This window comes from Gulosibacter sediminis, assembly GCF_023370115.1.
GTDB classification, from domain to species: domain Bacteria; phylum Actinomycetota; class Actinomycetes; order Actinomycetales; family Microbacteriaceae; genus Gulosibacter; species Gulosibacter sediminis_A.
This window is the reverse complement of sequence record NZ_CP097160.1, coordinates 1,173,828-1,198,166: the sequence shown is the minus strand read 5'-3', so window position 1 is coordinate 1,198,166 and position 24,339 is coordinate 1,173,828. Positions and strand designations below refer to the sequence as shown.

General features: G+C 67.5%; 20 protein-coding genes and 1 other RNA gene. 7 read left to right on the top strand and 14 right to left on the bottom strand.

Annotated elements, in window-relative coordinates; genetic code table 11:
- The 3 genes from M3M28_RS05460 to M3M28_RS05450 are packed head-to-tail and all read right to left on the bottom strand — an operon-like array spanning position 1 to position 2,827.
- A complete protein-coding gene (locus M3M28_RS05460) occupies positions 1-1,443 on the bottom strand; it encodes an amidase (protein WP_249387800.1) in 1,443 nt (480 codons plus the stop codon).
- Between the two features lie 2 nt (positions 1,444-1,445).
- Positions 1,446-2,150: a uracil-DNA glycosylase gene (locus M3M28_RS05455; RefSeq protein WP_249387799.1), complete on the bottom strand. Its 705-nt coding sequence runs from the start codon at positions 2,148-2,150 to the stop codon at positions 1,446-1,448.
- A complete protein-coding gene (locus M3M28_RS05450; RefSeq protein ID WP_249387798.1) occupies positions 2,147-2,827 on the bottom strand; it encodes a Type 1 glutamine amidotransferase-like domain-containing protein in 681 nt (226 codons plus the stop codon). Before M3M28_RS05450 ends, M3M28_RS05455 begins: the two co-directional genes overlap by 4 nt.
- Before the next feature lie 132 nt (positions 2,828-2,959).
- On the opposite strand from M3M28_RS05450, the gene M3M28_RS05445 reads away from it, so the two are divergent.
- Both M3M28_RS05445 and metX read left to right on the top strand, forming a co-directional pair.
- A complete protein-coding gene (locus M3M28_RS05445) occupies positions 2,960-4,252 on the top strand; it encodes a bifunctional o-acetylhomoserine/o-acetylserine sulfhydrylase (protein WP_249387797.1) in 1,293 nt (430 codons plus the stop codon).
- Positions 4,253-4,278: 26 nt separating this feature from the next.
- Positions 4,279-5,520, top strand: a complete 1,242-nt coding sequence (gene metX, locus M3M28_RS05440) for a homoserine O-acetyltransferase MetX (protein WP_249387796.1) — start codon at positions 4,279-4,281, stop codon at positions 5,518-5,520.
- Here metX and M3M28_RS05435 read toward each other — a convergent pair.
- Genes M3M28_RS05435 through guaB1 form a run of 5 tightly spaced genes read right to left on the bottom strand, consistent with a single transcriptional unit; the run spans position 5,517 to position 11,647 of the window.
- Positions 5,517-6,863, bottom strand: a complete 1,347-nt coding sequence (locus M3M28_RS05435) for a glycosyltransferase 87 family protein (RefSeq protein WP_249387795.1) — start codon at positions 6,861-6,863, stop codon at positions 5,517-5,519. The genes metX and M3M28_RS05435 overlap by 4 nt on opposite strands.
- A complete protein-coding gene (locus tag M3M28_RS05430) occupies positions 6,860-7,777 on the bottom strand; it encodes an ADP-dependent NAD(P)H-hydrate dehydratase (RefSeq protein WP_249387794.1) in 918 nt (305 codons plus the stop codon). Before M3M28_RS05430 ends, M3M28_RS05435 begins: the two co-directional genes overlap by 4 nt.
- Before the next feature lie 25 nt (positions 7,778-7,802).
- Positions 7,803-8,837, bottom strand: a complete 1,035-nt coding sequence (locus M3M28_RS05425) for a hemolysin family protein (protein ID WP_249387793.1) — start codon at positions 8,835-8,837, stop codon at positions 7,803-7,805.
- On the bottom strand, positions 8,834-10,189 hold the full coding sequence (locus M3M28_RS05420; protein ID WP_249387792.1) for a hemolysin family protein: 1,356 nt from the start codon (positions 10,187-10,189) through the stop codon (positions 8,834-8,836). The genes M3M28_RS05425 and M3M28_RS05420 overlap by 4 nt, the downstream gene beginning before the upstream one ends.
- Positions 10,190-10,216: 27 nt before the next feature.
- The gene (guaB1, locus tag M3M28_RS05415; RefSeq protein ID WP_249387791.1) at positions 10,217-11,647 is read right to left on the bottom strand and encodes a GMP reductase; all 1,431 of its coding nucleotides are present in this window, start codon (positions 11,645-11,647) and stop codon (positions 10,217-10,219) included.
- Between the two features lie 221 nt (positions 11,648-11,868).
- On the opposite strand from guaB1, the gene M3M28_RS05410 reads away from it, so the two are divergent.
- A complete protein-coding gene (locus tag M3M28_RS05410) occupies positions 11,869-15,483 on the top strand; it encodes a multifunctional oxoglutarate decarboxylase/oxoglutarate dehydrogenase thiamine pyrophosphate-binding subunit/dihydrolipoyllysine-residue succinyltransferase subunit (protein ID WP_249387992.1) in 3,615 nt (1,204 codons plus the stop codon).
- Here the strand turns inward: M3M28_RS05410 and M3M28_RS05405 are convergent.
- From M3M28_RS05405 to M3M28_RS05395, 3 genes are all read right to left on the bottom strand, one after another.
- The gene (locus tag M3M28_RS05405) at positions 15,461-15,877 is read right to left on the bottom strand and encodes a hypothetical protein (RefSeq protein ID WP_249387790.1); all 417 of its coding nucleotides are present in this window, start codon (positions 15,875-15,877) and stop codon (positions 15,461-15,463) included. The genes M3M28_RS05410 and M3M28_RS05405 overlap by 23 nt on opposite strands.
- Positions 15,878-16,087: 210 nt before the next feature.
- Positions 16,088-16,330, bottom strand: a complete 243-nt coding sequence (gene rsrA / locus M3M28_RS05400) for a mycothiol system anti-sigma-R factor (RefSeq protein ID WP_249387789.1) — start codon at positions 16,328-16,330, stop codon at positions 16,088-16,090.
- Positions 16,327-16,938 carry a sigma-70 family RNA polymerase sigma factor gene (locus tag M3M28_RS05395; protein ID WP_249387788.1) on the bottom strand — a complete coding sequence of 204 codons (612 nt, stop codon included), beginning with the start codon at positions 16,936-16,938 and terminating at the stop codon, positions 16,327-16,329. Before M3M28_RS05395 ends, rsrA begins: the two co-directional genes overlap by 4 nt.
- A 118-nt stretch (positions 16,939-17,056) precedes the next feature.
- On the opposite strand from M3M28_RS05395, the gene aroA reads away from it, so the two are divergent.
- Genes aroA through M3M28_RS05380 form a run of 3 tightly spaced genes read left to right on the top strand, consistent with a single transcriptional unit; the run spans position 17,057 to position 20,393 of the window.
- Positions 17,057-18,484, top strand: coding sequence for a 3-phosphoshikimate 1-carboxyvinyltransferase (gene aroA, locus M3M28_RS05390; protein ID WP_249387787.1), 1,428 nt, complete (start codon positions 17,057-17,059; stop codon positions 18,482-18,484).
- Between the two features lie 2 nt (positions 18,485-18,486).
- Positions 18,487-19,551: a ribosome small subunit-dependent GTPase A gene (rsgA, locus tag M3M28_RS05385; RefSeq protein WP_249387786.1), complete on the top strand. Its 1,065-nt coding sequence runs from the start codon at positions 18,487-18,489 to the stop codon at positions 19,549-19,551.
- A 29-nt stretch (positions 19,552-19,580) separates the two neighbouring features.
- Positions 19,581-20,393, top strand: a complete 813-nt coding sequence (locus M3M28_RS05380) for an inositol monophosphatase family protein (RefSeq protein WP_249387785.1) — start codon at positions 19,581-19,583, stop codon at positions 20,391-20,393.
- On the opposite strand, the gene M3M28_RS05375 is transcribed toward M3M28_RS05380, so the two are convergent.
- On the bottom strand, positions 20,390-21,853 hold the full coding sequence (locus M3M28_RS05375) for an MFS transporter (RefSeq protein WP_249387784.1): 1,464 nt from the start codon (positions 21,851-21,853) through the stop codon (positions 20,390-20,392). The genes M3M28_RS05380 and M3M28_RS05375 overlap by 4 nt on opposite strands.
- A gap of 147 nt (positions 21,854-22,000) precedes the next feature.
- Here M3M28_RS05375 and M3M28_RS05370 point away from each other — a divergent pair, with 147 nt between their 5' ends.
- Positions 22,001-23,218: a cobalamin-independent methionine synthase II family protein gene (locus M3M28_RS05370; RefSeq protein WP_249387783.1), complete on the top strand. Its 1,218-nt coding sequence runs from the start codon at positions 22,001-22,003 to the stop codon at positions 23,216-23,218.
- A 12-nt stretch (positions 23,219-23,230) separates the two neighbouring features.
- Here M3M28_RS05370 and aroQ read toward each other — a convergent pair whose 3' ends face one another.
- Together aroQ and ssrA are read right to left on the bottom strand one after the other, a co-directional pair.
- Entirely contained in the window at positions 23,231-23,758 is a 528-nt protein-coding gene (gene aroQ / locus M3M28_RS05365) for a type II 3-dehydroquinate dehydratase (RefSeq protein WP_349305346.1), read from the bottom strand.
- A gap of 116 nt (positions 23,759-23,874) precedes the next feature.
- Positions 23,875-24,244, bottom strand: a transfer-messenger RNA (tmRNA) gene (gene ssrA, locus M3M28_RS05360).
- Positions 24,245-24,339 lie beyond the last annotated feature (95 nt).

The following is a 24,339-nucleotide window of genomic DNA, read 5'->3' as shown; positions in this document are numbered from 1 at the left end:
CTAGTCCGCGATGGTCCACCCCGGCGCCCGGCGCTCGTGCCAGGCGAATTCGCGCTCAAGGTCGCGCGCGAGGCGCAGCAGCGTCAGTTCGTCGCCCGGGCGGCCAATCGCATGAATTCCCATCGGGAGTGCGCCCTCGTACACCGGCAGCGACATCGCGGGCAGGCCGACGACGTTCACATAGCTCGTAAACGGCGTGTACTGACACTGCTGCATGAAGTTACGCTCGCCGTCGTGCGGGTCGAACCAGCCGAGCGGTCGGGGCAGCATCGCCATCGCCGGCGTGAGCACGACGTCAAACGGTTCGTAGGCGGCGACCATGCGCCGCTCGAACGCCGACAGCGCCGACAGCGCTCGCGAGAGCTCCTGGATGGGCAGCTCGCGGCCGCTGCGCACGAGCCACGCCGTCAACGCCTCCACGCCCTCGAGCTGGGCGTCGTCGAGCGGCAGACCGGCCGCTCCCCCGCGCCAGACGGCGCGGAACGCGTCGAAGTACTCCGGCGCCGCGGGCGGAGTGAACTCCACCACCTCATGTCCGAGTGAGCGCACCGCGTCGAGCCCGGTCTCGAGCGCGGCGACCGCCTCCGAGGCAAGCTCGATGTCATACGCAGGTGCCCATGAGGTCCACGTATTCCAGGCCACGCGCAAGTTCGGGCTGCGCTCGACTTTGCGCAGAGCCTCGACGAAGCTGCGCGGCGGCTCGCTCGCGGCCGCGGTCGCAAACCGGTTCGCGGCACGACCGTCGGCGTCGCGCGCGATCATCGCGTCAAGTAGCAGCGCCGCATCCTCGACGGTGCGAGCGAGCGGGCCGGCGACGCCGAGGCCCGCCAGCGCATCCAGGCCGCTCCCGTCGGGCACGCGGCCCCGCGACGGCTTCAGGCCGACGAGGCCCGTCGCCGCGGCGGGAATGCGAATAGAGCCGCCGCCATCGCTCCCCGGCGCGAGCGGGAGCAAGCCGGCGCTCACCGCGACGGCCGCGCCGCCGCTCGAGCCGCCCGGCCCGCGCTCAAGATCCCACGGGTTGCGGGCAACGCCACCGGGCAACTCGTTTTCGCAGTAGCAGGGGAAGCCGAACTCGGGTGTGTTGGTCTTACCGAGCGACACACCACCGTGCGCGTCGAGGGTCTGCACGAGCGGATCTGAGGCGTCGGGCACGAAGCCGGCCATCAGCCGCGAGCCGTAGCTCGTCGGAACGCCGACTCGGTTCGTGAGGTCCTTGTCGCCGAGCGGGAGGCCGTGCAGCACGCCCGGGCGACCAACCGCATCCAGCTCGGCCGCGCGTTGACGTGCACCCTCGGCATCGACGGACGTGAAGGCCCGCAGCGTGGGGTTCGCTCGCTCGATACGGCCGAGGTAGTGCTCGGTGAGCTCGGTGCTCGTGAGTTCGCCCGCCGCGAGCAGTCGGACCTGCTCGCTTGCCGTGAGTTCGTGCAGCTCGGTCATGGCTATTCCTCCGGTACCTCAACCCGCCAATTGATGGGCTCGGCGCCCTGTTCTTGGAGCAGCGCGTTGACGCGCGAGAACGGCCGCGAGCCGAAGAAGCCGCGCGAGGCCGAAAGCGGCGAGGGATGCGCGGATTCGACCGTCGGCGTCGCGCCGAGAAATTCCTTCGCCTTGCGCGCATCCGCACCCCACAGCAGCGCGACCAGCGGCGTGCCGCGGGCGGCGAGCGCACGCAGGGCGGTCTCGGTCACGGCTTCCCAGCCCTGCCGCCGGTGCGACGCGGGCGCCCCTGGCCGAACGGTGAGCACGCGGTTGAGCAGCAGCACGCCCTGCTCGCTCCAGCCGCTGAGGTCGCCGTGGGCGGCCGGCGCAATGCCGAGGTCCTCGTCGAGCTCCCGATAGATATTGCTGAGCGAACGAGGCAGCGGGCGCACGTCGCGGTTCACGGCAAACGACAGGCCGATCGGATGCCCGGGCGTCGGGTACGGGTCCTGTCCCACCACCACGACACGCACGTCGGCAAGTGGCCGGGCGAACGCGCGCAGGATGTTCTGGGCCGCCGGCAGGTACTCGCGGCCGGCCGCGACCTCGCTGCGGAGGAACTCCCCCGCACGGCGCAGCTCGGACTGCGCCGGTTCGAGCGCCACCGCCCAGTCGTGGGCGATCACGCCCTCGGCGGCGAGCTCCCCCAGCGACCTCGCCGTCACACCGAGGCTCGACTCGTGCGTACGAGCACCCCGTCGTCGACCCGCAGGAGCTCCCACATGCTGCCCGGGCCGAGCAACTCGAGTGCGCCGTCGCGGATCGACAGGGTGGTCGCGTCGTCGAGCCCGACGATGCGATCGGTGAGGCCCGCCTCGATCGTCGCCACGCCGAGGCCGATGCGCCCCGATGCCGCCGCGTGCGGCAGCACCGTCAGGTCGATGAGTCCGAGCCCGGCAGCGAATTCAACCTCGCGCTCGGTCTCGCTCGTCGCCGGCGCGACGGGCACCGAGCCGACCTCGCTACCGCCCAGCAGCGCTTGTTCCGCCGCGATAGCTGCGCCCGAGCCGATACCGGCGTAGCTGGCGCCGCGATGCACCAGCCCGCGCAGATCGCTGATCGTCTCGCCAAACGCCATGAGTTGCTGCGCCGCATCCCCGTCGCCGACAAGGACACCCGCGAGCGTCAGCAAGTCGCCGGTCTGCGGGGTCTCGGACAGGTGCACCGCGTCGACACCGAGCGGCGGCGCCACGGCGTCGACGACCTCGCGCGTCACGGGGTCGCCGCTGGCGAGAACACCGAGCCGCGGCGCCACGGCACCCGCCTTGCTCGCGAGCTCTCGACAGAGCCGATCAACAACCCGGCGCACCGCCTTGCGGTCGCCACCTCCAGACAACAGCACAGTCACCCCTCCATCGTCCCACACCCGGTGTCTCCGTATTACAAGCGGATTTCGCATCCCCTCGCCGCCTCGGTGATGATTGGGGTGCGCCGGCACCCCTCCGTGTCACCGCTGCCACCTCTAGGAGATTTCATGTCACAGCGCTTCGAAACCCGCCAGATTCACGCGGGCACGCAGATTGACCCCTCGTCCAACTCCGTCATCACGCCGATCGTCCAGACGACCGCGTACGCCTTCAACGACGCCGATCACGCCGCGAACCTGTTCGCGCTCACCGAGACCGGCAACATCTACACGCGAATCACCAACCCGACTACCGCCGTGCTCGAAGAGCGCGTCGCCGCGCTCGAGGGCGGCACCGCCGCGCTCGCGGTCTCGAGTGGTCAGGCCGCCGAAACGCTCGCGATCCTCAACATCGCGGCCTCAGGCGATCACGTCGTCTCATCGACCTCGATCTACGGCGGCACCTACAACCTCTTCAAGTACACGCTCGCGAAGGCGGGCATCGAGGTGACGTTCATCCTCGACGAGAACGATCCCGAGCAGTGGCGCAACGCGGTTCGCCCGAACACGAAGGCCTTCTACGCCGAAACGATCGGCAACCCCGCCATCAACGTGCTCGACATTGGCACCGTCGCGGACGTCGCCCACGAGGCAGGCGTGCCGCTCATCGTCGACAACACCGTCGCGACGCCGTACCTCATTCGCCCCTTTGAGCACGGCGCCGACATCGTCGTGCACTCGGCAACGAAGTACCTCGGCGGTCACGGCGCCGTGGTGGCTGGCCTCATCGTCGACGGCGGCTCGTTTCCCTGGTCGCAGCACGCCGAGCGCTTCCCCGGCCTCAACGAGCCTGACCCCAGCTACAACGGGCTCAAGTACGCCGAGGCCGTGGGAGACGGCATCGCCTACATCATCAAGGCTCGCGTGCAGCTGCTGCGGGACGTCGGTGCGGCGCTCGCGCCCGCCTCAGCGTGGCAGGTGCTCCAGGGCATCGAGACCCTGAGCCTGCGCCTTGAGCGACACGTCCAAAATGCCCAAGCCGTTGCGGAGTGGCTCGATGGCCACCCGGACGTCGTCAGCGTCAATTACGCGGGTCTGCCCGGCAACCAGTGGCACGAGCTGGCACGCAAGTACGCGCCAAACGGCGCGAGCGGCCTGCTCGCCTTCGAGCTTCGCGGCGGCGTCGACGCCGGCCGTCGCCTCGTCGAGTCGGTGAAGCTGTTCCGCCACGTCGTGAACATCGGCGACGTGCGCTCGATCGCGACGCACCCCGCGTCGACGACGCACGCGCAACTGACCCCCGAGCAGCAGCTCGAGGCGGGCGTCACGCCCGGTCTCGTGCGGCTCTCCGTCGGCCTCGAACACATCGACGACATCATCGCCGACCTCGAGCAGGCGATCGCGGCCGCGGTCGCCGCCTAGGCACGGGAAGGCAATAGACTCCAGGGATGCAGTGGTCTGACGATGATTTCCGGGTCGGCGTTCGTTCGCAACGCGTCGACCTCGAGACCCGTCAGCCGGCGCGGATCCGTCCTCCTGCCACAGGCGCGTGGCTGGAGGGCGATCACCCGGGCAACCGGCAGTTTGCCGCGCTCGACGACTTCACCGTCGAACAGGGTGGCACCGTGCCGTTGCGCATCGCCTACGAGTCCTGGGGCACGCTGAACGAGGATCGTTCGAACGCGGTACTCATCTTTCATGCGCTCACCGGCGACACGCACGTCGCTGGCACCGCGGGCCCCGGCCACGCGAGCGCGGGTTGGTGGCCCGGCATGGTCGGCCCCGGCATGCCGTTCGATACCGACGAACTCTTCGTCATCGCGCCGAACATGCTCGGCGGTTGTCAGGGCACGACCGGCCCCGCTTCCATCTCGCCCGATGGGAGCGAGTGGGGTGCGCGGTTCCCGCGCACGAGCATCCGCGACCAGGTGCGGGCGCAAGCTGCCCTGGCAAACGCCCTCGGCATCCGCAAGTTCCACAGCGTCGTCGGTGGTTCCATGGGCGGCATGCAGGCCCTCGAGTGGGCGATCATGTACCCGGATCGCCTCGAAAACCTCGTCGTGCTATGCGCACCCGCGGCGATCGACGCGATGAACATTGCGCAGAACACGCTGCAGGGCGACGCGATTCGGCTCGACCCGGCCTGGCGCCACGGCAACTACTACGACGCCGGCGCGGGCGAGGGCCCATATCGCGGCCTCGCTCTGGCTCGACGCATGGCCATGCTCAACTACCGCAGCGACAGTGAGCTCGAGGACCGCTTCGGTCGCGCCTGGCAGTCCTCAGTCTCGCCCGCGGGCGGTCACGGTCGCTACTCGGTCGAGTCGTACCTCGACTTCCACGGCAACCGCTTCACGCGTCGCTTCGACGCGAACACATACATCGTGCTCGCCAACGCGATGAGCACGCACGACGTCGGCCGCGGCCGCGGCGGGGTGGATGCGGCGCTCGAGCAGGTGCGCGCCCGCACGCTCGTCATCGGCGTCGACTCCGACACCCTCTTTCGCATCGACACCCAGCACCGCATCGCGGCCGGCATCTCGACCTCGGTCACCGGCGACGTGGCATTCACGGTGCACTCGCCATTCGGCCACGACGGCTTTCTGCTCGAAATCCGCGAGGTCGGCAGCGCCGTGCGCGCATTCCTCGCGCACGAGCCCCTGCCGCCGCACGCTGCAGCGACCCCCTAGCTGGCGACCGTACCTTCTTCGGAGCTCGCGTCCGCGTCGTCCACGCTCGAGGCCGGCTCGGTCGCTGAGCCACCCACGGCCTTCGTGACTCTTTCTGCCTTGAGCGGTCGCATGTACAGGACCGCGGCCACGAGCAGCACGACGAGCAGCGCGTTGCGGATGAACAGCGCGAACGCGCCAATCGGGGCGGCGCCGACGACGGTCCAGTAGAACCACGGGTAGATGTACTGCGTGAGCCCCGCGATAACAAGCGAGATCCACGCGAGTGGCGCGAATCGACGGCCGTCCCAGACCAGCCCGAGCACGATGATTGGCGCAAGCCAGGTCATGAACTGCGGCGAGCCGACCTTGTTGAAGACGATGAACGAGGTGACGAGCGCCAGCAGCAGCGCCGGGAAGACGCGGGCCATGCCGGCGCCCTTGCGGTGCCACCAGAAACCAAGCGCGAGCAAGATCAGCACCATCACGAACATGAGCGGCGTGAGGAGGTCGCCCACGAGGTCGACGCCGGGGCCCGAGATCTGCTGCGTCAGGATGTCGTAGTCGAAACGCACCTCGTAGTCGCTGTTGCCGAGCGACTTGAACACGAGGAAGACGCTCGCGGCGGCCGATTCGAGTTGGAGGCCGCGGCCAGTCTGACCGGTGACGAAGCTAAACGCGTTGCGAAGGCCGTCGGTGCCGTTGAACACCATGACCGGAAGCAACACCACGACGCAGCCGATGAGTGCACCCTGCACGAGCTTCCAGCGCCGCTCAATGACCGCGAACGCGCCAGCAAACGCGGCGGCCGGCCAGACCTTGAACCAGGCGCCGATCGTGAGCCAGAAGCCCGAGGTGCGCACCCGCGAGCGGATCTCGAGCAGCGCGATGAGCACGATCGGCACCGTCAGGGTATCGATGCGGCCGAGGGCGATGGGCCCCAGCAGCACGAGGAACGCGAGCCACCACCACGCTGCCGTGCGCCGCATCCCTGCCGAGACGTTCGTGTTCTGCCGCATCGTGAGCCACCACAGGGCGATGCAGTCGAGCACGATGACGATGATCATCCAGGCGAGGCCATACGCCTCGCCCGGCCCGATCAGGTTGGTCAGCAGCATGGGCCCGAGCGCGCCGACCGGGTATACGAATGGTTCATGCACGCCGGGGAACGAACCCGTGGCAATCGCCGATTCCACCCAGCCGCGGTAGACGCCCGTGACGTCGTTAAACGGCACCGAGGGGTGCCACGAGGCCACCCAGCCGTATAAGGCGTGCACCCCGATGAAGAGCAGCCAGAGCGTCCAAAGCTCGTTCTCGAGCGTCCACCGGCGGGGTCGGGCCGGGGCAAAGTTCTGTGTCGTCATTTCGCGAGCACCGCCGCGATCACGCCGGGCAACGCGGTTGCGACATCGGAGGCAAGGATCGGTCCGCCGTGCGGGCCGTGGTCGAGCATGCTCAGCGGCGCGTGCACCGTCGTCGCGGCCACCTCGATGCCCGCGTTGCGCTGCGATGCAAGCCAACCGGCTCGGGCGTGCAGCCAGGCGCCGGCGGCGACCGTCGTCGCCAGGCAGAGCGGTGCGCCCCGGCCGGCCTGGCCGGCGACGATGGTGCCAATGATGCCCGCGAGCACATCCCCTGTGCCAGCCGTCGCGAGCCACGAGTTCGGTGCCCGTAGCTTGCGACGGTCGGTGCCCTCGACGACGTAGGTGACGCGGCCCTTGAGCAGCACGGTGCAACCGAGCAGCTCCGACGCCTCGATCGCGGCTTCGCCTTCGGAGCACGCGACGTCTTCGGCTGACCAGTCGGCAAGGCCGAGCCGACGCATGAGCCCTGCGAGCTCGCGGGCGTGCGGGGTCACGACGACGCCCTTCATGCCCGGTTCGACGAGCGTGAGCGCGCCGGCATCGACGATGGCCGGGACGCCCCGCTCGAGGGCTTCAGCGAGCAAGCCCGCGCGGTCGTCCTCGCGCGCATCCGGAATGCCCGAGCCGATCACGAGGCACTGGTAGTGACCGTGGCCGTGCACGACTTCGGGCCGAACCGCAAGCACGGCCGCAGCCACGCGCTCGGGGCCCGCGTAGCGAACCATGCCCGCGCCAGCGCGGCAGGAGGCCTGCGCGCTGAGCACGGCCGCGCCCGGATATGTCAGCGACCCCGTCGCCAACTGCACGACGCCCCGACGGTACTTATCGTCCTCTTCGCCTGGCAGCTCGAGGGTCGATCGCACATCGGCGGCCAGCACTGCCTGGAACCGCTGCTCATCATCTGACGCAATCATCCCAGCCAATCTACCGGCAATGACGCTAGCGCCGTGCCGTGGCGTCGTGCACTTCGCCGACGAGCACCTCGATCACGTCTTCGAGGAAGAGCACCCCGATGGTGGTGCCGGTCTTCCCGACGACCCGCGCAAGGTGCCGCCCCGTGCGGCGCAGCGAGGCCAGCGCGTCCTCGAGGTCGGTGCCCTCATAGAGTGAGGTGAGCGACCGGATGCTCGCGGGCGGCAGCGGCGCGTCGAATGCGTCGTCGGGCACATCAAGCACGTCCTTGATGTGCACATAGCCGACCGGCCCGCTCGCGTCGGCAATGACGTACCGCGAGAAGCCGTACTCGGCGACGGCACGCTGGAGGTCGTGCGGCGTGCAGTCGCTCGCGAGGGCGCGGATCGCGCCGACCGGCACAGCCACCTCACCCACGCGCTTCGACGTGAACTCGAACGTGTTCGCGAGCGTGCCGGCGTCGTCGGTGAGGATGCCCTCGCGGGTCGACTGTTCGACGATGCCCGCGACCTCGTCGAAGGTAAACGCGCTCGTCGCCTCGTTCTTCGGTTTGACCCCGACCGCCCGCAGCGAGAGGTTCGCGAGTTCGTTGAGCACCCAAATGACTGGCCGGAACACCTTCGAGATGAACACGAGGGGTGGCGCCAGCAGTAGCACCGCTCGGTCGGGCACCGAGAACGCGAGGTTCTTCGGCACCATCTCGCCGAACACGACGTGCAGATAGGTGACGAGCACGAGCACGATGACGAACGCGACAATCGTGACCCACTCGGTGCTGAGCCCCAGCCAGCTGAGCGGCCCCTCGAGCAGATGGTGCAGCGCAGGTTCGGAAACGTTGAGAATCAACAGTGAGCAGATGGTGATGCCGAGCTGCGTGGTCGCGAGCATGAGCGTCGCGTGCTCCATCGCGAACAGTGCCGTGCGAGCCGACTTCGAGCCACGGTCGGCTCGGGGCTCGATCTGCGAGCGGCGCGCCGAAATGACGGCAAACTCGGCGGCTACGAAGAAGGCGTTGCCCAGCAGCAGCACTACGAGCCAGACGATTCCCATGAAATCGCTCATCGGTGACTCCCCTGCGCGTCGTCGCCCCGCTCACGTCGAAGCTGTTCTTCTCGGCTCACGTAGCGCTCCCCCGGAATGAACGCGAGGCGGGCCGCGCGACGTCCGTCCATGGCCTCCACCTCGAATCGCCCCTCGGGATGCTCCACGACGTCGCCGACAGCAGGCACACGGCCGAGTTCCCGCATGACGTAGCCGCCGAGCGTTTCGAACGGGCCGTCCTCGTCGAGGTGCACGTTGAGTCGCTCGCGCAGTTCGTCAGGACGTAGCAGTCCGTCGATGCTGATGCGATCGCGGCGACGAATAATCTCGACCGCCGCGTGGTCGTGCTCGTCGACCAGGTCGCCCACGATCTCCTCGACGAGGTCCTCAAGCGTCACGATGCCCGCCGTGCCGCCGTACTCGTCGAGCACAATCACCATCTGGAATCCTTCGCGGCGCACCTGGCCGAGCACCGCATCCACCGCCAGCGTCTCGGGCACGAATTCGGCATCGTTCTTGATCGCGCCGACTGGTACGCTCGCCCGCCGCTCGCGCGGCACGGCGAGGGCGTGCTTGAGGTGCGCAATGCCGGTGATGTCGTCGACGTCCTCATCGACCACTGGGAACCGGGAGAAGCCCGTCGCGCGGGCGAGCTGGATGAGCTGGGCCACCGAGGCGTCAACCTGGATCGATTGCACGCGCGAGCGCGGCGTCATGACGTCCTCGGCCGAGAGCTCGCTGAACCGCAGCGTGCGGTTCAGCAGCACGGCTTTGTCGGCTTCGAGCACACCCACGAGCGCGCTGCGGCGCACGAGGCTCGAAAGTTCCTCGGCTGACCGGGCGCCCGAGAGCTCTTCCTGCGGTTCGACCCCCATCGAGCGGATCACGCCGTTCGCCGAGCCGTTGAGCACGCGAACAGCGGGGCGGAACACCGCGGTGAACGTGTTCTGAATTGGCACCACGATCTTCGCGAGTTGCAAGGGCAGCGAGAGCGCGAAGTTTTTCGGGATCAGCTCGCCGATGACCATTGAGAGCACCGTCGCGATGATCATCGCCACGATCGTGCCCACGGCCGAGACCCAATCCGCGGGAAGTCCGAGGGCGATAAAGAAGTCACCGAGCAGGTTGGTGATGGCCGGCTCCATCGTGTACCCGGTGAGCAGCGTCGTCAGCGTGATGCCGAGCTGTGCGCTCGAAAGGTGCGTCGACGTGTGTTTCAGAGCTGAGATGACCGGCCCAAGCCGCTTCTCACCTCGCTGCTGCCGCAGTTCGAGGTCGTTGCGATCGAGATTCACGAGCGTGAACTCGGTCGCAACGAACACCCCGGTGCCGAAGCAGAGAAGAATGCCGACGGCGAGGAGTAACCAGTCCATAGTCGCGCGGAACTCTACCAGCGGTGTCTACCACGACACCGGCAGCGCCTTGCCTTCCTCGTAGCCGGCGGCAGACTGCAGGCCGACCTTCGCGCGTTCGTGGAACTCTCGAATCGAGCTCGCCCCGGCGTAGGTGAAGCTCGAGCGCAGGCCGGTCGTGATCATGTCGACCAGATCGTCGATGCTCGGGCGCTCCGGGTCGATGAGGATGGTCGAGTTCGAAATGCCCTCCGCGAACAGCAGCTTGCGTGCGCGCTCGTAGGGGTCGAGCTTGCTGAAGCGACCCGCAACGGCGCGCGACGAGGCCATGCCGAACGACTCCTTGTAGAGCCGCCCCTGAGCATCGGTGAGCACGGTGCCGGGCGCCTCGACGGTGCCCGCGAACCACGAACCAACCATGACCGCGCCAGCACCCGCCGCGAGGGCAAGCGCCACGTCGCGGGGGTAGCGCACCCCGCCGTCGGCCCACACGGTCGCGCCGTACTTCGCCGCTTCATCAGCGCTCTCCAGCACCGCGGAGAACTGCGGCCGGCCGACGGCCGTCATCATGCGCGTCGTACACATCGCGCCGGGGCCGACGCCAACCTTGATGATGTTCGCACCAGCGTTCACGAGATCGCGGGTACCGGCCGCAGACACGACGTTGCCCGCCACAATCGGCACACCGAGTTCAGCGCCACGCACGCCCTCGATCGCGCGGAGCATCGTCTCCTGGTGACCGTGCGCGGTGTCGAGCACGAGCACATCGGCGCCGGCCTCGACGAGGCGGCGGGCGCGACCCACGACGTCGCCGTTGATGCCGACCGCCGCGGCGACGCGAAGGCGACCCTGCGCATCCAGCGCGGCCGGGTAGATGCTCGAGCGCAGCGCGTCGGCCTGCGAGAGCGAGCCGATGAGCTCGCCGTCGCGGCGCACCGCGGCAAATTTGCCCGGAAGTTCTTCAAGCTCATTGAATGCAGATCGGGCATCCTGCGATACCGATAGTTCGGGAGCTGCAAGGTGCGCGAGGTCGTCGAGGGTGGCATCGGCGGGGATGCGCTCGAGGTCGTTCGCTTGCAGGATCATGCTGATCTCGGCACCGCGTTCAACGGCGATCGCCTGACCGGCAACCGCGGGAACGTACGTAAGCACCTCGGCCACAGTCGTGTCCCCGCTAAAGCGGAACGGGCTCGTGACGAGGGGGTCCTGCCCCTTTACCCAGGCGAGCTGTTCGAGCACCGCCTCGTCATCAAGGTCTTGCGGCAGCACGGCAAGGCCGCCGCGGCGAGCGAGCGCTGCGGCCATGCGTTCGCCCGACACCGCGTTCATGTTGCTGGCGACGAGCGGGATGCGCATGCCGGTTTCATCGGGCGTCGAAAGGTCGACGTTGAGTCGCGAACCGACGTCCGAGCGCGAGGGCACGAGGAAGACGTCGGAATAGGTGAGGTCATGCTGGGGCACTTGGCCGTAGAACTGCATACCACCAAGCCTAATCTTTCCCACAAGTGTGCCTGGGGACTGATGTAGGTGTCCGCGAGGAAATGTCGTTAGTCTTGACAACCGGACGCTACCTCTTCTCGGTGGCGTCAAGAACGTCAATTTGAGTAGAAGGCGGCGATTTTCGCGTGTCGACGACCACCGGTCCGGAATCCACCAGCTCAGTGCCTGACTTCGGAGCCAATGACTGGCTCGTAGAAGAGATGTACGCGAAATTCAAAGAGGATCGGAGCAGTGTCGACGAGGCCTGGTGGCCGACGCTCGAGCGCTACGCCGCATCCCAGTCAGCCTCGGCACCCGTGAGCGCGTCAAAGCCGACCGCGCCCGCCCAGCCGGCAGCCCCCGCCGCGGCACCGACGCAGCCCGCCGCGAGCAAGCAGAGCCGCACGACGGCTCGCCCGGCGACCGAAGCGCCGATCCCCGCCGAGGCCCCCGCCAAGGCAGAGAAGAAGGATGCGGCGCCCGCCGCCGAGCGCCAGGCGGAGACCACGGCACTCAAGGGCATGGCGAAGGCCATCGCCAAGAACATGGACGACTCGCTGTCGATCCCGACCGCGACGAGCTACCGCGAGATTCCCGCGAAGCTCATGATCGACAACCGCATCGTCATCAACAACCACCTGCGTCGCACGCGCGGTGGCAAGATCTCGTTCACGCACCTGCTCGGCTACGCGCTCGTGCGTGCGCTCGACAAGTTCCCGAGCCAGAACGTTTACTACGACATCGTCGACGGCAAGCCCTCGGTGGTCCAGCCAGCGCACGTCAACCTCGGTATCGCCATCGATGTGCAGAACAAGGACGGCTCGCGCGGCCTCGTCGTGCCGAGCATCAAGGCCGCCGAGGAGATGAACTTCCGCGAGTTCCTCGAGGCGTACGAGGAACTCATCAAGAAGGGCCGCACCGGCAAGCTGACGGCAGCCGACCACGCGGGCGCAACGATCTCGCTCACGAACCCGGGCGGCATCGGCACCGTGCAGTCGGCCCCGCGCCTCACGCGCGGCCAGGGCGCCATCATCGGCGCCGGTGCCCTCGACTACCCCGCCGCGTTCCAGGGCATGGCGCAGGAGACGATCGACAACCTCGCGATCTCGAAGCGCCTCACGGTGTCGTCGACCTACGACCACCGCGTCATCCAGGGCGCCGGCTCGGGCGAGTTCCTCAAGATCGTGTCGGAGCTGCTCACCGGCAACGACAACTTCTACGAAGACATCTTCGCCGCCCTGCGCATCCCCTACAAGCCCATCACCTGGTCGAAGGACGTCCACGTCGACGTCGCATCGGCCGTGAACAAGACAGCCCGCGTGCAGCAGGTCATCAACATGTTCAGGGTGCGCGGCCACATGATGGCCGACATCGACCCGCTGACCTACGTGCAGCGCACGCACGCCGACCTCGAGATCGAGTCGCACGGCCTCACGTTCTGGGACCTCGAGCGTCACTTCGTCACGGCGGGGTTCGGCACGAAGCGCACCATGAAGCTGCGCGACATCCTCGGCATTCTGCGCGACACGTACTGCCGCACCATCGGCATCGAGTACATGCACATCCAGGACCCCGAGCAGCGCACCTGGTTCCAGGAGGAGCTCGAGCACCCGTACGTCGCGCCGACGCACGACGAGCAGCTGCGCATCCTCACGAAGCTCAACCAGGCCGAGGCGTTCGAGACCTTCCTGCAGACCAAGTACGTCGGCCAGAAGCGCTTCTCGCTCGAGGGTTCGGAGTCGGTCATCGCGCTGATCGACCAGATCGGTCAGGATGCGGTCGACGACGGCATCGAGCAGATCGTCATGGGCATGGCCCACCGCGGTCGCCTCAACATGCTCACGAACATCGCGGGCAAGACCTACAACCAGATGTTCCGCGAGTTCGAGGGCGCCAAGGCCGGTCGCGTGACCGGCTCGGGTGACGTCAAGTACCACCTCGGCATCGAAGGCACCTACACCTCGCCCAAGGGCGGCGAGATTCCGATCTACCTCGCCGCGAACCCGTCGCACCTCGAAGCCGTCGACGGCGTGCTCGAGGGTATCGTCCGCGCGAAGCAAGACCGCAACGACGCCCAGACCTACAATGTCCTCCCCGTGCTCGTGCACGGCGACGCGGCCATGTCGGGTCAGGGCATCGTCTACGAGACCATGCAGATGTCGCAGCTGCGCGGCTACCGCACCGGCGGCACGATCCACGTGATCATCAACAACCAGGTTGGGTTCACCACGTCACCGCAGGACGGCCGCTCGTCGATGTACTCGTCGGACGTGGCGAAGTCGATTCAGGCGCCGGTGTTCCACGTGAACGGCGACGACCCCGAGGCCGTGGCTCACGTCGCGTCGCTCGCGTTCCGCTACCGTCAGCGCTTCAACCGCGACGTCGTCATCGACCTCATCTCGTACCGCCGTCGCGGTCACAACGAGGGTGACGACCCGTCGATGACGCAGCCGCTCATGTACGACCTCATCGAGAACAAGCGCTCGGTGCGGAAGCTCTACGCGGCGAACCTTGTCGGTCGCGGTGATCTCTCTGAGGAGGAATACGAGAAGGCACAGTCGGACTTCCACTCCGAGCTCGAGCGTGCCTTTGCCGAGACGCACGAGGCGCACACCGCCTCGATCTCGGCGCAGGAGCTCTCGACGGTCGGTGCGAACGAGGAGCAGAGCCCCTCGGAGCCCGAGTCGACCGCTGTCGCGAACGACGTCGTGACCACCATCGGCGAGGCGTTCAGCACGCCGCCCGAAGGCTTCACGGTGCACCCGAAGCTGCAGCGCGTGCTCGACAAGCGCGCGAAGATGTCGCAGGAAGGCGACATCGACTGGGCCTACGGCGAGCTGCTCGCCCTCGGCTCGCTGGTCATGGAGGGCACCTCGGTGCGCCTCTCGGGCCAGGACTCGCGCCGCGGCACGTTCACGCAGCGTCACGCCCTGCTGCACGATCGCAAGACCGATCAGAACTGGATTCCGCTCCAGAACCTCTCCGAGACCCAGGCGAAGTTCACGGTGTACGACTCGCTTCTGTCGGAGTACGCCGCGCTCGGCTTCGAGTATGGCTACTCGGTCGAGCGCCCCGACGCGCTCGTGCTCTGGGAGGCCCAGTTCGGTGACTTCGTGAACGGCGCCCAGGTCGTGATCGACGAGTTCATCTCGTCGAGCGAGCAGAAGTGGGCGCAGCGCTCGAGCGTTGTGCTGCTGCTCCCCCACGGCTACGAGGGCCAGGGTCCCGACCACTCCTCGGCCCGCATCGAACGCTTCCTGCAGCTTGCCGCGCAGGACAACATGACGGTCTCGCAGCCGTCGACGCCGGCGAACTACTTCCACCTGCTGCGCCGCCAGGCGTACGCCCGCCCGCGCAAGCCGCTCATCGTCTTCACACCGAAGTCGATGCTGCGCCTACGCGGCGCGACCTCGCCGGTCGAGGCGTTCACCACGGGCAAGTTCCAGCCCGTGCTCGACGACACCCGTGTCGCCGACAAGGCCGCCGTGAAGCGCGTCGTGATCCACTCGGGCAAGCTCCACTACGACCTCCAGCAGCAGCTCGAGAAGTCCGGCGACCAGTCGGTCGCGCTCGTGCGCCTCGAGCAGTACTTCCCGCTACCCGTCGAGGAACTCAAGCAGGCGCTCGCGCAGTACCCGAACGCCGAGCTGGTCTGGGCACAGGAGGAGCCAGAGAACCAGGGTGCGTGGGGCTTCCTGCTTGCGGCCCTCGCACCGAAGCTCGACCGGCCGCTCACCGCCGTGACGCGACCCGAGGCATCCGCCCCGTCTGTCGGCACCATGAAGGCGCACCAGGAGCAGCAGCAGACGCTCATCAACGGCGCCCTCGGCCACTAACATCCACACACAAACGTCCGACTCGCAGCACCAGCTGCGGGCCGGACGTTTCGTTTCCCTGGAGCAGTAGTTCGTAACCCTTGACGAACTTCTTGTTCGGCGCGATTTCGCAACCGCCAGAGCGGTCCACCTCGCCCCGCAGGTACCGCGCCTCGAGGCCGGTGCCCTCGCGCACCTGGCCGACCATTACGCCCTTGGCCCAACGCGGCACGCCGTCGTCATCGACGAACTGCACCGTCGCTTGCATGAACGTGCCGTTGCTGAACTGGCTTGCGCGCTCCCGAGCGTCGGTCACCTTGCCCGTCGTGACAATCCCGGCGGTCTTGAGGCGGCGGCTTCGCTCGTTGCACCGGGTGGCGCGTCGCCTGATCGCCCAGGCGCCCATGGCGAGCACGCCGAGCCCCGCGCCGAGACCACGAGCAGCCGTCGCGGCTTCGCTTGCTTAGAGAAGCGGTTCGCGGGGTTCGTGGTGCTCATGCGGTTGAGCTTTCCGCGGATCTCGCCGCCGTACAAGTTGGGCCGCAGTCGCAGCAGCAACGAAGACCGGCCCCGCAGCGCGCTGCGGGGCCGGTTCAGTCTCGGCCTCGGGTGCCGAACGCGGGGTCTATGCGGTTGCGCCACCGCGCAGCGAGCTGAGGACGCGGGCGCGCAGCTCCTCCGGCGCGACCTCCTCGTTGCACGAACGCCGCACGACCTGCGTGATCACCTGGTTGACGTGAGCCTCACCAGAGCAGTCCTCGCACGTCGCGAGGTGCTCCTTGATGGCCTCACGATCCGTGGTGCACATTTCCTGACGCAGGTACTCTTCGAGTTCCTGGCGTGCTTTATCGCAGCCACAGTCGGTCATGATTCCTGCTCCCTTCCAATTCCGTATTCCCCGGCGTAGTCCCGGAGCCGATCCCGCAGCAGCTTGCGCCCGCGGTGCAATCGGCTCATCACCGTGCCGGTGGGGGTGTCCATAATTTCGGCGATTTCCTTATAGGAGAAGCCCTGCACATCGGCCAGGAGCACCGCGACCCGAAACTCTTCGGGGATCTCGGCCAGCGCATCCTTCACGGCGTCGGAGGGCAGATTGTCGACCGCTTCCGCCTCCGCCGAGCGCGAGGTGGTCGTCGAGGTGTACGACTCGGCCCCGCCGAGCTGCCAGTCCTCAAGCTCTTCGAGCGGGTTTTGGTACGGCGTGCGCTGCTGCTTGCGGTAGTTGTTGATGTAGAGGTTCGTCTGGATGCGGTACAGCCACGCCCGCAGGTTGGTGCCCTGCTTGAACGACGCGAACGACTGGAACGCCTTCGTGAAGGTCTCTTGCACGAGGTCTTGGGCATCGGCCGGGTTCCGCGTCATCCGCATCGCGTGTCCGTACAGCTGGTCGAGGAGCGGAATCGCCTGTTCCTCAAAGAGCGTTGCGAGGCTCGTCGAGTCGCTGGCTCGCCGCGGTGCATCATCACTGGAATTCATCGCAGACGAGTCTACGGCGAGAACGCTTGTTAGCACGGCGCTCATCGTCCTCCGTTCGCGGTCTGCTGGTGCGGTGCTTCATCCTTCGCGCGCGGTTGCGCGATAGTGTGTGTAACCGATGGAGATCTTCAGATATTCCGGCGATGAGTTCGATTTGTACGGCGACGGCGTGCACGAGGCGACTTCTGGCGAGCCCGGCTATTGGCGCGCGCCGATTGCCGAGGTTCCGCTCGACGCCGACATCGAGGTTCCCGGTTCGAAGTCGCTGACGAACCGCGAGCTCGTGCTCTCAGCGATTGCGCACGAGCCGACGACGCTGCACGCCCCGCTGCACGCGCGCGACACGATCCTCATGGCGCAGGCGCTCGAGGAGCTCGGCACCGGCGTCGAACGCGTGGCGAGCACGCACAACGCGGCCGACGACCTCGTCATCACGCCAGCTGAGGAGCTGTCCGGCGGAGTGTCGATCGACTGCGGCCTCGCCGGCACGGTCATGCGCTTTGTACCTCCGCTCGCGGGCCTTGCGCTCGGTCCGGTCACCTTTGACGGTGACGAGGGCGCGCGACGCCGCCCGATGGCGGCCACGCTCGAGGCCCTGCGCGGGCTCGGCATCAAAGTGAGCGGTGACTCGGGCGGGCGCCTGCCGTTCTCGGTGCAGGGCATCGGGCGCATCGCGGGTGGCGAACTCGAGATCGATGCCAGCGCATCCAGCCAATTCGTTTCGGGCCTGCTGCTCGTCGCGCCCCGCTTCGAGCAGGGCCTCACGCTCACGCACACCGGCGAATCGCTGCCATCGCTGCCGCACATCAACATGACCCTCGACGTGCTCAAGGGCCGCGGCGTCACCGCCGACGCGGTCGACGCGCGCACCTGGCGCGTCGAGCCGGGCGAGATCGGTGGCGGCGAGCTCACGGTCGAGCCCGACCTCTCGAACGCGGCGCCGTTCCTCATCGCGAGCATCATCGCCGGCGGCACGGTGCGCATCCCCAACTGGCCCGAGTCGACCGCCCAGGTCGGCGACCTGCTGCGCGAGATCCTGCCGCGCTTCGGCGCGCAGATCACGCTCGAGGATGGGCTGCTCACCTGCACCGTCGAGCAGGGCATTGTCGCGGGCGCCCGACCGGCCGGAGTCGACCTCGACCTCTCGGTCGGCGGCGAGCTCGCCCCGAACATCGCAGGCCTGCTCGCCCTCTGCGAGGGCGAGAGCGTCATTCGCGGCGTCGGCCACCTCCGCGGTCACGAGACCGATCGCCTCGCCGCCCTCGCGACCGAGCTCGGCCGCGTCGGCGCCGACGTCGAAGAGACCGACGACGGGCTCATCATTCGCCCGGCCCCGCTCCACGGCGCGCTGTGGCAGTGCTACGCCGACCACCGCATGGCCACCACGGGCGCGCTGATCGGCCTCGCCGTCGACGAGGTGCAGCTCGACGATGTCGAGTGCACCACGAAGACGCTGCCCGACTTCCCCGGCATGTGGCGCACGCTGCTCGGCGAGCGCGACGAAGCCGACGCGCCGATTTCGCTCGATTCGCTGCTGGACCTCTGATCGTGGGGTGGGACCGCACCGACGCGTTCGATGCGTACGGCGACTTCGACGAAGACCGCGTGCGCGTACGCGCGCCACGCCGCGGCTCGCGGCCCCGCACCAAGCAGCGCCCCACCCACGAGAATGCGGTGCCCGGCTTTGTCACGACGGTGAACCGCGGGCGCTACACGTGCCTCGTGGGTGACGGTGCCCCGGTCATCGCCGGGATGCCCGAGGGCTCGGCGCGCAGCGTGGTCGCGACCACGGCGCGCGAGCTCGGCAAGAAGTCGGTCGTCGTCGGCGACACCGTGTGGCTCGTCGGCGATGTCACCGGCGGCGAGGGATCGCTCGCCAGGATTGTTCGCGTCGAGGCGCGCCGCACGCTGCTGCGCCGCTCGGCCGATGACTCCGACACCGTCGAACGCATCATCGTTGCCAACGCCGAGCAGCTCTGCGTCGTGGTCGCCGCGGCGAATCCCGAACCACGCCCGCGCCTCATTGACCGGTACCTCGTGGCCGCCTTCGATGCCGGCATCTCGCCGCTCGTCATGATCACCAAGACCGACCTTGCCGACCCCGAACCGGTGCACCAGCTCGTCGAGCCGCTCGACGTGCCCGTGTTCACCTCGGCACTCGACCAACCTCCGCATGAGGAGTTTCTCGCCTCGCTCGCCGATCGCGTGACCGTGATGGTGGGCCATTCGGGCGTCGGCAAGTCGACCCTCGTCAACGCCATCTCGCCCCACGCGCAGCGCGCCACGGGGCACGTCAACGAAGTCACCGGCCGCGGACGCCACACGAGTTCGTCTTCGCTCGCCCTGCCTGTCAATCCCTCCGGTTGGATCATCGACACGCCGGGCGTCCGCTCGTTCGGGCTCGGGCATGTCTCCCCCGACGCGGTGTTCGCGCCGTTCGACGAGCTCGCGCAGATCGTCGCCGAGTGTCCCCGCGGGTGCACGCACCTCGCGGATGCACCCGACTGCGAACTCGACGCCGCGGCCGCCCGCGGCGATCTCGACGCGCTCGGGCGGGCCCGCGTCGCCTCGCTGCGCCGACTCATTGTGTCGATGAGCGCGTCCGAGGGCTAACTTCGCGGGCCTGCTGCGATAATCCAGCTATGGCCCTCGAACTCCTGCATCCCATCACCGCCGACCTTCGCCTCGCCCGGCAGCTCGCCGATCTCGCGGACGAGATTTCGATGCGGTACTTCACGTCGCGCGACCTCGGCGTGTACGTCAAGGAGGATCGCACGCACGTCACCGACGGCGACCGGGCGGTCGAACAGGCCATTCGCGAACGGCTCGAGCAGGAGCGCCCGAGCGATTCAGTCTTTGGCGAGGAATACGGCACCCAGGGCAACTCGCGCCGTCAGTGGATCATCGACCCGATCGACGGCACCGCAAACTTCATGCGCGGCGTGCCCATCTGGGCGACGCTCATCTCGCTCGTGATCGACGGCCGCCCCGCGGTCGGCGTCGTCTCGGCGCCCGCGCTCAACCGCCGCTGGTGGGGCGCCACCGGGCTCGGCGCCTACCTCGACGACGACCTCGCCGACTCGAACACCGCGACCGACCGCCGTATCGAGGTCTCGGGCGTGGAGTCGTTCAACGAGGCGCAGATCAGCTATGGCTCGCTCAAGTACTGGCAGGAAGAGGCCTCGGTCGAGCCGATTCTCGAGCTCAACGAGCGCGCCTGGCGCTCACGCACCATCGGTGACTTCTGGCCGTACATGCTCGTGGCCGAGGGCTCGTTCGAGCTCGCGTGCGAGGTGGGCCTGCAGCCCTACGACATGGCGGCCCTCGTGCCGATCATCGAGGAGGCCGGCGGCACCTTCACGGCAATTGACGGCGCCGAGGGCCCCTGGCACGGCACCGCCCTCGCGACGAATGGCCTCCTGCACGACGAGGCCCTGCGCCTCTTCCGCAGCTAGTCGAGCCCGCCTGCCGCGTCGCGTCCCCCGATGGCCCGCGTCGAGCGTCGGTGGGCGGCGAAGTCGAGCGCGGCGATGATCACGGCCACCACCGCGACGCCGATGACGAACACCATCGCCCACGAGAACGCGGAGCGGTATGCGGTCTCCGTGCCCTCGTTCGAGAGGGCGAAGTAGATCGAGGTGCCGATCGCGATGCCCATCGCGTTGCCAAGGCGCTGACCAACCTGCATGAACGAGCCGGCGACGCCCGCGGATTCGAGCGGCACATCCTTCACCGTGCGCATCTGGTTGGCGGGCATCACCATGCCCGGCGCGACACCCGCGGCGGCGAGCACGATGGCCATGAGGATGGGCATGGTCGCGCCGTCGGCAAACGCGCTGAGCAGCGCGAGTGCGACCAGCGCGAGCGTGAACAGCGACACTCCGATCAGCACCATCGAGGCAGCATGCCGGTAGGTATACCGACCCGCGAAGGCCGAAATGATCGCCGAAATGATCGCGTAGGGAATCGTGATCATGCCGACGACGACCGCCTCGTGGCCGAGACCCTGCTGGTTGAACAGGGTCATGAGGAAGAACATCGGGGGCATGATCGCGAAGAACAGCGAGGTGAAGATGACGCCGTATCGGTACGACGGATGCTGAAAGAGCGTGAAGTCGATGACCGGGCTCTTGCCCGCGCGCACGTACCGGCGCTCCCACAGGTAGAACGCGACGGCGAACGCCACGGCGCCGAGCAGCATCCACCAGCGCGCCGGGCTGTCGGCCGACGTGCCGGTGGTCAGCACGAACGGCAGCATGATGAGCAAGACCGTGCCCGCCATGAGGAAAACACCGGGCAGGTCGAGGTCGTTGCTCGAGTTGTGGCGCTGACGCCCCGGCAGCAGCCAGATCGCGAACGGCAGGATGACGAGACCGATCGGCACGTTCATACCGAAGATCCAGCGCCAACCCCATTCGTCGCCAAAGGCGCCGATGAAGAGGCCGCCGATGGTCGGGCCGAACGCCGTGCCGAGGCCGATCGCGGCGCCGAAGATGCCGAAGGCCGACCCGCGCTCCTTGCCCTGGAACAGGTTCTGAATGAGGCCGATCACCTGCGGCATGAGGATGCCCGCGGCCACACCCTGGAGCAGGCGCGACAGTACGAGCACGCCCGAAGTGGGGGCGAGCATGCACGCGAGGCTCGCGGTCACGTAGACCGAGAGGCCGATGACGAACATCGCTTTCCTGTTCCAGATGTCGCCGAGGCGGCCCGCGGGAACCAGACAGATGCCGAAGGCGAGGATGTACCCGGCGACGATGAGCTGCGCTTCGGACGACGATGCCCCGAGCGTCGTCTCGATCGGCGCGATGGCGACGTTGACCTTCGCGAGGTCGAGAATCGTCGCGATCGCGACGGCGATGCAGACGATGAAGGCGGGCCAGCGGTTCTGCTCAGTCGAACGGGTTTCTTGCACCTGTGCAGTCTAGGCCGCCGCGGCGACACCATAGGACATCCGGCGCTGCAAACGAAGCTCGTTGTGGAATGTGACCGAGTTTGACACCGTGGCCGGCGGCTCAGGCGCCGGGCGATACGGTGAACGAACCAAGACTGAAGGGTAATTATGTCGATCGAACGGATCCGCACGAGCCACGTTGGCTCGCTCCCCCGCACCAAGCGCCTGCTCGAAACGAATGCGCGTCACCACGAGGGCGCGCTCAGCTGGGATGAGTTCACCGGTGTTCTGCATGAAGAGGTCGTCGGCGTCGTGAAGCGCCAGATCGACACCGGTATCGACATCGTCAATGACGGCGAGTACGGCCACCTCATGACGCAGTCGGTCGACTACGGCGGGTGGTGGAACTACTCGTTCACGCGCCTCGCGGGCCTCACCCCGAGCGACAGCGCCGACCGCTGGGACGACACCGACGAGGTCATTACCTCGGAACCTGGCAAGGTGCGCCTCGCGGCCTTCGCCCACCGCCGCGACCGCACGCTGTTCCGGGACGCCTACCTCGACCCAGAGAACGGCGTGCTGGCCGGCCGATCGAAGGCAACGCCGCCCGCGATCACCGGCGAGTTGAACTACATCGGCCAGGACGCCGTCGCCGCCGACGTCGCGGGCCTCCGCTCGGCACTCAACGAGCTCGGCGTCGCGAACGACGGCTTCGTTGCTGCGCTCTCGCCCGGATCGGCCGCGCGCCTCAAGAACACCTTCTACGAGACCGACGAAGACGTCGTCTGGGCGAGCGCCGAGGCGCTCAAGGAGGAGTACAAGGCCATCGTCGATGCTGGCTTCATCGTGCAGATCGACGACCCGTCTATCGCCGAGAGCTGGGACCAGGTCGTGCCCGAACCGACCGTCGAGGACTACCTCGCGTTTACGCAGGTGCGTGTCGACGCGCTCAACCACGCGCTTGAAGGCCTGCCCGAGGATCGCGTGCGCTTCCACCTCTGCTGGGGATCGTGGCACGGCCCGCACACGACCGACATCGAGTTCCGTCACCTCATCGACCAGATGCTCACCATCAACGCCGGCACCTACTCGTTCGAAGCGGCCAACGTCCGTCACGCGCACGAGTGGAAGCTGTGGCGTGACGTGAAGCTGCCCGCCGGCAAGCAGATCGTGCCCGGCGTCGTGTCGCACTCAACGAACGTGGTCGAGCACCCGGAGCTCGTCGCCGACCGCATCGAGAACTTCGCGTCGGTCGTCGGCGCCGAGAACGTCATCGCCTCGACCGACTGCGGTCTCGGCGGTCGCATCCACCCCGACATCGCGTGGGCGAAGCTCGAGGCGTTGACCGCGGGCGCCGAGCTCGCGTCGCAGCGACTCTTCGGCTAGACCCCGCGAGGGCTAGGCCGACGGGTTCTTGTCCTCAAAGGTAATATCGCGCAGGTCCTTGATGCGGTCGAACGGCAGTCCGTTCGACCGGGTCGAGGGCGTGTCGCGTTTCTGGTGCCGCTCCACGAGGTATTCGATGGCGAGCTCGTAGCCGAGCGTGCCCGCGCCGGCGATCACCGCATCCGACTGCGGTGAAACGTACGACGTGCGCCGGAACGCCTCGCGCCGGTGCACGTTCGAGATGTGCACCTCGACGGTCGGCGTCTCGGCGTACTCGAGCGCGTCGTGAATCGCGACGGAGGTGTGCGTGTAGGCGCCGGCATTGAGCACGATGCCCTCGGCCTCGCTGCGGGCGCGCTGGATGAGCTCGACGAGCTCGCCCTCGTGGTTCGTCTGGTAGCACTCGACGGTGGCCCCGTGTTCCGCCGCGCGGCGCGCGCAACGCGCCTCGACATCGTCCAGGGTTTCGGTGCCGTAGACCTCGGGGTTGCGGGTGCCGAGCGTGTTGAGGTTCGGGCCGTTGAGAACGAAGATGCGCATGCTCGCAGTGTAGGCGGGCGACGCCGCTTCCTCGCGCGGCCAATCGGTATGGCGCGCGACGACACGAAAAAACCCGAGCCACCTCAGTGCTTTCACGCTGAGGCGGCTCGGGCTGTTGGTGGAGGTGGAGGGAATTGAACCCTCGTCCATCGCGACGAGTCTGCGGCTTCTCCGGGTGCAGTCTGCCAAGCGCTTTACTCGGTTCCGACCATTGGGGCAAACACCTTGGTCGACGAACCCAGTCACAGTGAGAGTCCCACGAAACCCTGCAACACAGTTTCGCAGCAAGCGTTCAAAATGACGCCAGGATCTAGGTCGAACGCAAACCTAGGCTGACGGACTCGGGCTCGCTACTTAGGCAGCGAGGGCGAAGTCAGTGCGCTTGTTATTGGCACTTATGTTTTGCGAGGGGCGTTTACGAGATAACCCCGCGTCCTCGACCCGCTTCACGCAGTTTCCCCAACGATGTCGAAACCGATCACCCCCGAGACTGCGAAGCTCGTGCATCGCTATTGAGTTGTACCCGATGAAACATCGGGACGTTCAACTCTATTCCATTTCGACGTGCAACCCAAGCCTGA